The sequence below is a fragment of the Sporolactobacillus spathodeae genome (assembly GCF_016908935.1).
GTDB classification, from domain to species: domain Bacteria; phylum Bacillota; class Bacilli; order Bacillales; family Sporolactobacillaceae; genus Sporolactobacillus; species Sporolactobacillus spathodeae.
In genome coordinates this window covers 60,665-72,035 of record NZ_JAFBEV010000015.1, presented here as the reverse complement: position 1 = coordinate 72,035, position 11,371 = coordinate 60,665, and the positions used below count along the sequence as shown (strand labels likewise).

At 44.7% G+C, this 11,371-nt stretch carries 8 protein-coding genes; 3 read left to right on the top strand and 5 right to left on the bottom strand.

What is annotated here, in order from left to right; translation table 11 throughout:
- Window positions 1–379 precede the first annotated feature (379 nt).
- Window positions 380–2,266 (top strand): EAL domain-containing protein, encoded by a 1,887-nt coding sequence (locus tag JOC27_RS08885; RefSeq protein ID WP_205006938.1) that lies wholly within the window; start codon window positions 380–382, stop codon window positions 2,264–2,266.
- Between the two features lie 310 nt (window positions 2,267–2,576).
- Window positions 2,577–3,863 carry a globin-coupled sensor protein gene (locus tag JOC27_RS08880; RefSeq protein ID WP_205006937.1) on the top strand — a complete coding sequence of 429 codons (1,287 nt, stop codon included), beginning with the start codon at window positions 2,577–2,579 and terminating at the stop codon, window positions 3,861–3,863.
- Between the two features lie 82 nt (window positions 3,864–3,945).
- Here JOC27_RS08880 and JOC27_RS08875 read toward each other — a convergent pair whose 3' ends face one another.
- Window positions 3,946–4,128, bottom strand: a complete 183-nt coding sequence (locus JOC27_RS08875; protein WP_205006936.1) for a hypothetical protein — start codon at window positions 4,126–4,128, stop codon at window positions 3,946–3,948.
- A gap of 97 nt (window positions 4,129–4,225) precedes the next feature.
- Here JOC27_RS08875 and JOC27_RS08870 point away from each other — a divergent pair, with 97 nt between their 5' ends.
- Entirely contained in the window at window positions 4,226–5,641 is a 1,416-nt protein-coding gene (locus tag JOC27_RS08870) for a SpoVR family protein (protein ID WP_205006935.1), read from the top strand.
- A gap of 230 nt (window positions 5,642–5,871) precedes the next feature.
- Here JOC27_RS08870 and pflA read toward each other — a convergent pair whose 3' ends face one another.
- From pflA to JOC27_RS08850, 4 genes are all read right to left on the bottom strand, one after another.
- Entirely contained in the window at window positions 5,872–6,633 is a 762-nt protein-coding gene (pflA, locus tag JOC27_RS08865) for a pyruvate formate-lyase-activating protein (protein WP_205006934.1), read from the bottom strand.
- Window positions 6,634–6,649: 16 nt separating this feature from the next.
- Complete coding sequence (gene pflB, locus JOC27_RS08860) at window positions 6,650–8,914, bottom strand: formate C-acetyltransferase (protein ID WP_415641032.1); 2,265 nt, start codon at window positions 8,912–8,914, stop codon at window positions 6,650–6,652.
- A gap of 450 nt (window positions 8,915–9,364) precedes the next feature.
- Window positions 9,365–10,192 carry a Cof-type HAD-IIB family hydrolase gene (locus JOC27_RS08855; protein ID WP_205006932.1) on the bottom strand — a complete coding sequence of 276 codons (828 nt, stop codon included), beginning with the start codon at window positions 10,190–10,192 and terminating at the stop codon, window positions 9,365–9,367.
- A gap of 148 nt (window positions 10,193–10,340) precedes the next feature.
- Entirely contained in the window at window positions 10,341–11,096 is a 756-nt protein-coding gene (locus JOC27_RS08850) for a DeoR/GlpR family DNA-binding transcription regulator (protein WP_205006931.1), read from the bottom strand.
- Between the last annotated feature and the right edge of the window lie 275 nt (window positions 11,097–11,371).

Sequence of the window (11,371 nt, the reverse complement as noted above, 5' to 3'; positions counted from 1 at the left end):
AAAAGATAAGAATGTATCAGATTTTGCACAAAAAATGGAGCGAAGGCGCGAGACGCCTGCGGGGAAAGCGATCCAAGTGAGACCCCGCAGATTCTAGCCTGTCTGAGGAGACGCGCGGCACCCGCGGCAAGCGAGCAGCCGAAGCGCAATTTTTGCAAAAAAAAAACATGGCGTAGCCAAGTTTATCGAGTAAAAACAACGATTTTAATAAAAAAAAACAACTTTAGCTTTAAACGAAGGCAAAGTGTAAAGATATACTTGAAAATGGTCGATAAAGAAGTGTTAAGGATTTTTAACTGAGAAGCGGAATGTTTTTCGTCGTTTCTTGCAGAGACAGCACATTCCTGCAGCGGACAGGAATATGATGGCGGGAAACAGAATGAAGCTTGATGGTGAAAGAAAAAGGGGCCATTGGACGATGAAAGCAGAATGGTTGCAAGAAATTGAACAGCAGATAGCGACAATGACCGATTTAGAGGAACATTTGCGTTTGCAAGTTGATTTATTTGGCATAAAGATTTTTGATCTAAAACTATTAAAATGGGCAAATGAACGCATTTTTGATCAAGCAGACGCATGGATTGACGAATTGCTTCAGTATACACGGCGTATGCCAAAATTGAGACGAATGCTTCAGGCGAATAAAGAAGAACCTGAAGCGTTTTTGAGAAAACAGATTGCCTTTCTTTTTAACGGCAGGATTGATGATAGGTTCCTAGATAATTGTCAGCAGGTGGCCGTAATTTGTTATCGTTATAAGATTCGACCGTCCTATTATAATGCTTGTCTCCACGGCCTAGAGCAGAAACTATGCGATATGATCCGAGAGAAATTAACCGATAAAATGCTTGTTGAAAAAATTTTTGCTTCACTGAATAAATTAGTCAGTCTTGAACAGCAAGTGATGCTGATCGCGTTTGAGAAAATGGGAAAATTCAATCAGAAAAAGAAAGAGCGGTCGATGCGCTTTAAGGCTTATCATGAACCACTGACAGGTTTGCCGAATAGTAGAATGGCACAGGACACGATTGATTTGACCGTGACGCGCTGCGCAGCGATGAAACGCTCATTTTCTGTGTACAAATTGAATATTTACCGCTTGAAAATGCTAAATCAAACATTTGATCGCAAATGCGGTGATTTTTTTCTTCAATCGTTTGCCAGTCGGATACGTGAAGTAACGAAATTGCGTGATGCGATGCTCTGTCGAATAAACAGTGATGAATTTCTGATTATTTGCCAAGACGCGATGAATTTCGGCGAGCAGAAGGAATTTGCGGAACAACTGATTCAAACCTCAGATAAGCCTTATGTCATTAACGGTAAGAAAATCTATGGCAGTTTCAATATCGGAATCGCTGTTTATCCGTCTCATGGCGGATCCAGCAGCCAGTTGCTGCTCCATGCAGATGCCGCATTAAACGAAGCAAAGAAAAAGGGTCGCAACAAATATTATTTCTATTCAGAAGCCTTACACCGGCAAATCGTCCAAAAGATGATGGTTGAAAGTGAATTACAAAATGCGTTGCTCAATCAACAATTTATTTTATTTTTTCAACCGCAGATGCGCTCTAGCGATCAGAAATTGATTGGCGTCGAGGCGCTTGTTCGTTGGGCGCATCCAGAAAAGGGTGTGATTCCGCCTGGCGGTTTTATAGCGATAGCCGAAGAAAGCGGGCTGATACGCGATATTGGGCAGTGGGTGCTTCAAACGGCTTGCTGCCAAATGAAGCGGTGGCAGGAAAACGGCGGACCGAAAATACCAATCTCAGTTAATCTTTCCATGAATCAGTTTCACGATGAAGATTTGTTAAAGAATATCACAACGGCGCTCGATGTTTCCGGACTCGACCCTCGCTATCTTGATTTGGAGATCACAGAATCCACCATGGCCAAAGATATTGAGCGCTCCAAAAATATGCTGAACGAAATCAGAAAAATGGGGATTAGTGTCAGTCTTGATGATTTTGGAACAGGATACAGTTCATTGAGCTATCTGAAAAATCTTCCGATTAACCGCTTAAAGATCGATCGTTCATTTGTGAGTGATATCGATCATAATGTCCGCGATCGCGCCATTGTCGCGGCGATCGTTGCGATGGCGGAACACCTCTGGATCGATGTACTCGCAGAGGGCATCGAGACTTCGGCACAGCTTAGGGCCGTGGCTGATTGCCGCTGTGATGCGATTCAGGGCTATTTATACAGCAAACCGGTCGGGGGCAACGATTTCGAAGCTAGTTTTCTTAGAAAAGGGCGACACTGATTGTCAGTCCCTCTTTTTAAGCGATATGAAAATATAAGGCCTTCTTCATAAAAATGGAGCGAAGGCGCGAGACGCCTGCGGGAAAAGCGAGCCAAGTGAGACCCCGCAGATTCTAGTCTGTCTGAGGAGGCTCACGGATCGCCCGCGGCAAGCGAGCAGTCGAAGCGTAATTGTTGAAAAAAGACTTGGCTACGCCAAGTTTTATCTCAACAGATATTCCAGAGTATAGATTCGTTCACAGGTATTTGATTGAAGCGAGGCCTTGGCAAATACTTGAAAGCGCGCAAGATTCAGAAGTGGAGATGAACACTTGAAAGGTTTAAGAAAGAAGAATTTCGCAGCAAATTGGCTAGATGAAGCCAAACAAGAACAAGTGCAGATTCAGGTGGAAAATGAAAAGGTTATTGCGATCATGAAGATGCTCGAGTTGACGTCCTTTGATCTACAATTACTTAAGAAGATTCGCCCACTTGTTTTTAATGAAATCAAAGATATTGCCACAAATTTCTATGCCAGGGTCTATCAAGTTGAAAATTTAAAAGAGATTATCGATACATATAGTTCCATAGAGAAATTGAGCCAGACACTGGCCCGCCATCTGATGGAAATTTTCGACGGTCGGATTGATCAAGAATTCCTTGAAAGACGCTATCATGTTGGAAAGATTCATTATCGGATCCATCTGACACCGCCCTACTATATGGGCGCTTTTCAAATTTTGAAAACACGGTTGGTTGCCATTATCTTTCGTGAACTCGAACAGCCTGAATTGTGTGCGCGTGTTCTCGAAGCGATTGATAAGATGCTTACCCTTGAACAGCAAGTTGTGTTGGCTGCATATGACGCGGCATATGAACAGAATTTGAAAATGGAATTTGAGGAAGGGCGTAATGATTTACGACTGTCGATCAGCACGATCAGCACGGAACTTGGTCAGCTGACAAACGATACCAATCAGTCTGTTGATGCGCTGAATGAACGATTGAATGCTTTTCTGCAGATTGTTGAGCAGGAGCGTGTGATTCGCGATCAAGTCAAACACAGAGCATTGAGTGGTTCCGAACAGCTGGATCGTTTACTGAAAAGCGTTGGTGAGGCGAACACATCGATCAAAGAAATGAGCCAAATGGTGATTGAGATGAACAGTGCGTCTCAGCAGATCGACCAGGTCACGCAGCTTGTTAAGGGGCTGGCTGATCAGACCAATATCCTCGCGTTCAATTCGGCAATCGAAGCGGCACGTGCTGGTGAGTACGGCAAGGGTTTTACAGTTGTTTCTGAGGAAATACGTAAATTGTCAGAGAAAACAAACCAAGCGATGTTACAAATCACCGAGCTCGTCACACAGTCGACGGAGGTTACTCAATCGGTGAATCAGTCGCTCGATAAAACGAAAGCAGTCATTCACAAAGGTGTGGCTGAATCGGGGCAAACGGATCAGCAGTTTCAAAGTATCATCCGTTCGATTGACAAAAACGTTGTTCTGTCGCAATCGGTTGAGAGACATATTAGTGAGTTAAGGAACATTGTTTTGCATCTGAATGAGGGATCAGAACATTTAGCACAGTCAGCGAAAAATCTGCTTGTCAAACTTTAAAGAGTACTTGAAAGAAAGTATATGATTTGGCTGAGGCTGTCTCAGAAGTCGACTTCGCGACTTTGAGACAGCCTTTTGATCGTTAAGAATGAGCGGTTGGACTATCGACTGAGTAGAGCCGAATATCAGCAGAGTAGGGGGAGTTATCGGCAGAGTAGCGCCCGGCATCGTCCGAGTCATATTGTAGCATGGCTTTTGCGTGAGCATGTAGCGCAGCACAGCGCCAGTGGCAACCGATCAACTTAAGCGTAATTGTTGTCATCATCCAAAACCTGAATCATTTTGCCGGTACTTGTTTCATATGATGAAGAAAGAGGTTCAGCCTGGGCTTAAATCGGCGAAGAAAGGATGCTGGCGCTGATATGAAAACAGATGATTTTAAGGCGCTTGAACGATCGATTGATGAAATTACCGAGATTGCGGAAGGCTTCGGCCTCGACTTTTATCAGATGCGCTATGAAATTTGCCCAGCGGAAATCATTTACACGTTTGGCGCGTATGGTATGCCGACACGATTCTCGCATTGGAGTTTTGGCAAACAATTCTACAAGATGAAGATGCAGTATGATCTTGGATTAAGCAAAATCTATGAGCTCGTGATTAACTCGGATCCTTGTTATGCCTTTTTGCTGAATACAAACAGTCTCGTGCAGAACAAGATGATTGTCGCACATGTTCTTGCGCATTGCGACTTTTTTAAAAATAATGTGCGCTTTATCAATACACGGCGCGACATGGTCGAGAGTATGAGCGCGACGGCCGAACGTATTCATGATTATGAGGAACAACATGGGAAGAAAAATGTTGAAAAATTTATTGACGCGGTATTGGCAGTTCAGGAACACGTTGATCCGCGCATTATACGCAAGGGCGATTGGCTTGACAATAAACCTGGGAAACCGGTCAAGAAACGCAAGAAACCGATTTCCGAGTATCAGGATTTACTCGCAATGGACGAATCTGAAGAAAAGGACCAGGCGGAAGTCAAAGAACGTTTTCCGGCTCGCCCGCAAAAAGATCTGCTGTTCTTCATCGAGGAATACAGCCGCGTGCTTGAAGATTGGCAACGGGATATTTTGACTATGCTGCGTGAAGAAATGCTCTACTTCTGGCCGCAATTAGAAACGAAAATTATGAATGAAGGATGGGCTTCTTATTGGCACGTAAGAATTATGCGGGAACTCGATCTGACTTCGGATGAGTCCGTTGAATTTGCTAAATTGAATGCCCAGGTTGTTCAGCCTTCAAGACAGAGCATCAATCCATATTATCTCGGCGTTAAATTGTTTGAAGACATTGAAGAAAAATATAATCATCCGGATGAGGAACTGATCAAACTTGGCGTTAAAGAGGGATCCGGCCGCGAGAAAATTTTTGAGGTACGCGAATTGGAATCGGACCAATCCTTCATCCGAAATTATTTGAGTAAGGATCTCGTGCATCGTGAGGATCTGTTCCTCTTTGAAAAAAAAGGCGACAATTACACCATAACCGACAAAGAATGGAAGAACGTGCGCGATCAGCTGGTATCGATGCGGATTAATGGCGGTTTTCCTTATATCGTCGTTGAGGACGGCGACTATCAAAATAACGGCGAGCTACTACTCAAACACCGCTACGAGGGAATTGAACTCGATTTACGCGACCTTCAGGGTGTCTTAAAATATCTGGTTCAACTCTGGGGGAAGCCCGTCCATCTGCAAACCGTGATTGAAGATCATCCGACATTGTTCAGCTGCGTCAAGGATGAAGTGAAACGGAAAAGGCTAGACACCTGAAGAGGGCAGAAGACGACCTTGATACATCATCATCAGATCAGGCCCAATGCGGCATTTTACGCCGATTGGGCCTGGTCTTTTTTTAAAGCTTGAATGTATAAGATTTTGCACAAAAAAATGGAGCGAAGGCGCGCGGCGCCCGCAACAAGCGAGCACATGGCAAAAAAAACAACAGCAGATTTTTACAGAACCTTTTGCAAAAAAAAAGAACCGGGTCAGATCCCGATTCTTTAATCGATTGCAGCAACAATTTTCTGATTGATTTGTTCGCTTAGCAGCAGTTGGGCGCGCTCCATTTGCTTTGCTGTTGGTGGTTGAATACCTTTCAATGGGTAATCCATACCCAAATTTTCCCATTTATAGATGCCCATTGTATGGTAGGGGAGGAGTTCAACACGCGCAACATTGTCGAGACTATTGATGAATGCGCCCAGATTGCTTAAATCTTCTTCAGAGTCCGTAACTCCCGGTACGAGCACATGACGAATCCAAATGGGCAGTTTTTTTTCGGATAGCCAACGGGCGAAAGCGAGAATATTACGATTCGTCAGACCGGTCAATTGCTTATGTCGTTCCGGATCGATTTCTTTAATGTCTAATAAGACTAAATCCGTAACAGCCGCGAGTTTCTCAAAGGATGAACGGAAATGCGGCGAGTCAGAATAACAGACACCAGATGTATCGATCGCTGTGTGAACGCCAAGCTTTTTGCAGGCCTGGAACAATTCCGTGAGAAAAGGCATCTGAAGTAGTGGCTCCCCGCCACTCACCGTAATGCCACCATGAGAAGCTTGAATAAACGGTAGATAGTCTTTTAACTCACTGATAATTTGTTCTACAGAAATATTTTTTCCGGTTCCGATGGCACGGGTGTCAACGTTGTGGCAGTATTTGCAGCGCAGCGGACAACCTTGCATAAAAACTACATAGCGGATGCCAGGTCCATCGACCGTGCCGAAAGATTCTACCGAGTGAATATTGCCCGTAACCATATCAAACCCTCCTTCTTCAAATCGACTGATGGAATGTGCGGTGCAACACTTCAAGCTGTTGTTCACGGGTCAATTTGATAAAGTTAACGGCGTATCCGGAGACACGAATCGTCAATTGCGGGTATTTTTCAGGATGATCCATCGCATCAATGAGTGTCTCTCGGTTAAACACATTGATATTAATATGATGACCCCCTTTAATCGCATAGCCATCCAGCATGGCAACCAAGTTCGTGATCCGTGCTTCTTCTTCCTTACCAAGCGCCTTCGGGACGATTGAGAACGTGTTGGAGATTCCGTCTAATGCATGGCGATAAGGAAGTTTGGCAACAGAGGAGAGCGATGCTAATGCGCCGCGTGTATCCCGCCCATGCATCGGATTTGCCCCAGGTGCAAAAGCTTCACCACGATTGCGGCCGTCTGGCGTGCTTCCTGTTTTCTTTCCATATACCACATTTGACGTAATTGTAAGAATCGAAAGTGTCGGTACCGATTCGCGATAAGTTACTGTTTTCTGAAGCTTCGTCATGAAGCGTTCGAGCAAATCGACGGCGATTGAATCCACGCGGTCATCGTTATTGCCGTATTTCGGAAAATCGCCTTCTGTCTTAAAATCGACAGCAATTCCGTCTTCGTCGCGAACGACGTGCACTTTCGCATACTTGATCGCGCTCAACGAGTCAGCGGCGACACTGAGTCCAGCGATGCCTGTGGCCATTGTTCGAAGAATCTCGGTGTCATGAAGCGCCATCTCGCTTCGCTCGTAGCAATACTTGTCGTGCATATAATGGATGACGTTCAGTGTATTGACGTACAAATTGGCTAGCCAATCCATCATCCGGTCATATTTTTCCATGACTTCATCAAAATCCAGGATCTCAGATGTGATTGGACGGTACGGCGGGGCGACCTGAACCTTTTTAATTTCGTCAATACCGCCATTGATCGCGTAGAGCAAGGTTTTGGCGAGATTGGCACGGGCGCCGAAAAACTGCATCTGCTTGCCAATCCGCATCGCTGATACGCAGCAGGCAATACCATAATCATCGCCGTATTCCACGCGCATGACGTCATCATTTTCATATTGAATCGCACTTGTTTTAATTGATATTTTGGCACAATAGTCCTTAAATGATTCTGGCAGCTTCTTTGACCAGAGTACAGTCAGGTTCGGTTCTGGCGCTGCTCCTAGATTCTCCAGTGTGTGCAGGAAACGGAATGAATTGCGCGTGACGAGCGTGCTACCATCGACAGCCATGCCACCAATCGATTCTGTCACCCAAGTTGGGTCGCCACTGAATAATTCGTTGTAATCCGGCGTGCGCGCGAATTTCACGAGTCGCAGTTTCATGACAAAGTGGTCAACCAGTTCCTGTGCCTCTTCTTCTGTTAACTGATTATTAGCCAAATCGCGCGCAATATAGATGTCAAGGAACGTCGATGTCCGTCCGAGACTCATTGCAGCGCCATTCTGTTCTTTAACGGATGCCAAGTAGCCAAAATAAAGCCATTGGAAAGCTTCGCGGGCATTAACAGCCGGTTTTGAAATATCAAAGCCGTAGCTTGCGGCCATTTTTTTAATCTCTTCCAAAGCACGAATCTGCTCGGATAGTTCTTCACGCAGGCGAATATTTTCTTCAGTCATTTGTTGACTGGTATTTTGTTTGTCCTTTTTTTTCTGCTCGATCAGAAAATCGATGCCATAGAGCGCAATCCGGCGATAATCGCCGATGATTCGGCCTCGGCCGTAGGCATCGGGGAGTCCAGTGATAATACCAGCGTGCCGAGCCATCCGCATTTCATCTGTATACGCATCAAATACGCCTTGGTTATGCGTTTTGCGATAATCCGTAAAAATTCGGTTGATGTCTTCGTTAATTTTATAGCCATAAGATTCGCAGGCTTGACGTGCCATCCGGATGCCGCCATTAGGCATCAGCGACCGTTTAAACGGCTGATCAGTCTGAATGCCGACGATTTTCTCCAGATTCTTATTCAGATAGCCAGGTTTATGTGAAGTAATTGTCGAGACGATGTCGGTATCCAAGTCAAGGACACCGCCTTTTTCCCTTTCCTTTTCGCTCAGATCGAGAATTTGACGCCAAAGTGCGTCTGTTGCCTTCGTTGCGGGGGTTAAAAAAGACTCGTCACCTGTGTACGGACTGACATTTCTAATAATAAAATCACGAACGTTGATCTCCTGTTGCCAGTTTCCAGGTACAAAACCATCCCATGCCGACTTGTCGATTGCTCCTTCAGCAACTGCTTGCATCTCTTTCATCTCCTCTAAGATGGGTCAATCACCGGGCGACTGCTTCTATTTGTTTTTAAAATCAGAATACGCATAGCCCTGTTATTCGTGCCGAACAACTTCTGAAAAAAATTTTTTTGACAACGCTAAGTCTATCAAACCAAGCAGCTTTTGAATAGATCGGATTGACTATTATTGTCAGCGGTTCGGCAGAGGATTTGTTGTTTCAGTGGCTGGCTATTTCTGATCTTAATGAAAAAACGTAAAGCTATTAAGTACAATTTTATTATATATAATAAAAAGAAAACGTTTACATTCGATGTGTGTCTATTTTGTTAAAATGTTCACACAAGCTGCATAAAAGTATGGAAAAATTGTGAAGAGACGACGAACGATGGCTTTGTGCGTGATTTAATCTGTGTGATGAAGGGTTCGAATAAAATAAAACGTGCGGACAAAGATGGCCAACACGCTCTTGATTCATAGAGAAGAGGGACAGATGCCGAGCGTTTCAAGCGCGTGACTGATTCCATCCTGGTCATTGGACATTGTTGTCTGATCCGCCGCTTTCTGCACTTGTATCGGCGCGTTGGCCATTGCAATGCCTGTACCAACCGCTTGCAGCATGTCGATATCATTATAATTGTCGCCGAAAGCGATCGTTTGCTCACGTGCCACACCGAGATAGTGACAGATGAAGGCAACAGCCGAAGATTTATTCACCGAGATGTCTGTGATCTCCAGATAAGTAGGCTTGGATTTGTAGCTGTTTGCCAGCAACTGTTTTTCAGCCAGCAATTCTTGCAGCCGTGTGATTTGTTCCGGCTCTCCCATACAAAGGATTTTATGAATCGGTGGTAATTTATTTTCCAAAATGGAAGAATATGTTTCAAATGGTGTGCCGGCAATCTGCTGTTCCTGGATTACCCATGAGTCCGATGGATCGCTAACAATCCAACGATTGAAACTATATAGGGTAAGACAAATGTCAGGGAATATACTTTGAAGCAAATGGCGAAGACTCTCAACAGCGTCCCTTCTAAGCGGCCGCTGAAAAAGAATGCGACGGCTGCCATTCGCTTCTTCGCCACTGAGAATCAGCGCGCCACCGTAGCAGACAACCGGATCAGATATGTTGAGTACCTTTTGTAGGGGGAGAATTCCGCCTGGCATGCGCGCAGAGACAAGAATAAATGGAATGCCACGTTGAGAACAGGCATGAACGCTCCCTGCTGTTCGGCGGCTAATCTGATGATCCGACTGAAGTAGCGTCCCGTCAATATCGCTGAAAATTAATTGAATGGCCAAATTTGCCACATCCCCTCTTGATTTTTGTCAGAAAGTCGTGTGCCTTTGTGTACTGACGCTGATCTTGATTCCACAACGAAAAATTATTAGTTAGGCGACTTTGCGCTCAATCACCCCTTCTGAAAGCCAACTGAATTCTGATTGACGATTAAAGGGCGGTAATGATCGGTATGCCAGCATCCAAAGCCCATTGCTGAGCGGTTGTGCCGGGTACTTGATCAGTGATAACCAGTGATACATTCTCCCATGAGGGTCCCTTATAACGGCTGATACGATCGAATTTCGCTTCCTCTGCAAGAATGACCGTCTGGCTGGAGCGCCGTGATGCAGCAAGAGCAATCTCAGCATCGTCCGCGTCATGGTAGTAAAAACCGTCTTCGGCAATTGCGGCCGTTCCAAGAAAAGCACTGTCAAAATGTATCGATTCAATCTTTTCAAGGGTACGTGGATCGGAAAAATAACGGTTTTTCGGATTAAAACAGCCGCCGATCAGATGTAGGTCGATGTCGCCGCGATCTGAGAGAATTTGTGCGGTATCAAGACTATGCGTCGTAACGGTCATTGATTGAGTGATTTGTCGGGCCATACAGGAAACGGTTGTTGACGCATTAAAAAAATAATGGCCAAATTCTTTTAAATAAGGAAGCGCTGCCGCTCCAATGCGCATCTTTTCTACGGAAAAATGAAGCAGCCGTTCTTGGTAAGCGAGAAAAGTCTGTTCGAGCTCCGGGCGTGCTAAACCACCATGGGTTCGAATAGCCGTACCTTGAGAACACAGTTTGACAATATCTCGCCGAGCTGTGTCCCTTGATACAGCGAATTGGGAACAAATATCGCCTAAAGACATACTCTGATGTTCATGTAAATAATCAAGAATGCCGATAAGCCGCTCTTGCTGATACATCCTTATCACCTTCTTAAGCTTATATAATGATAATGCGCTTACATTGGCGATAAATCAAGTGATTATAATTTTATTTGTATAAAAAGTAAGTAAGTATAAGCACTATTTTGGCGTTTTTTGAACAGCGACTAGGAATCAGCTACGATAAAAATGAAAGGGATTAAAAAGGTTTGAATTTGGCCCGCCTTTGTGGCATATCGAATAAGGAAGGTTATCGCGTGCGGATCATCGTGTTTCGGAAGTGAAGAAAAAGGAAAATGGTTACTGTTTGATTT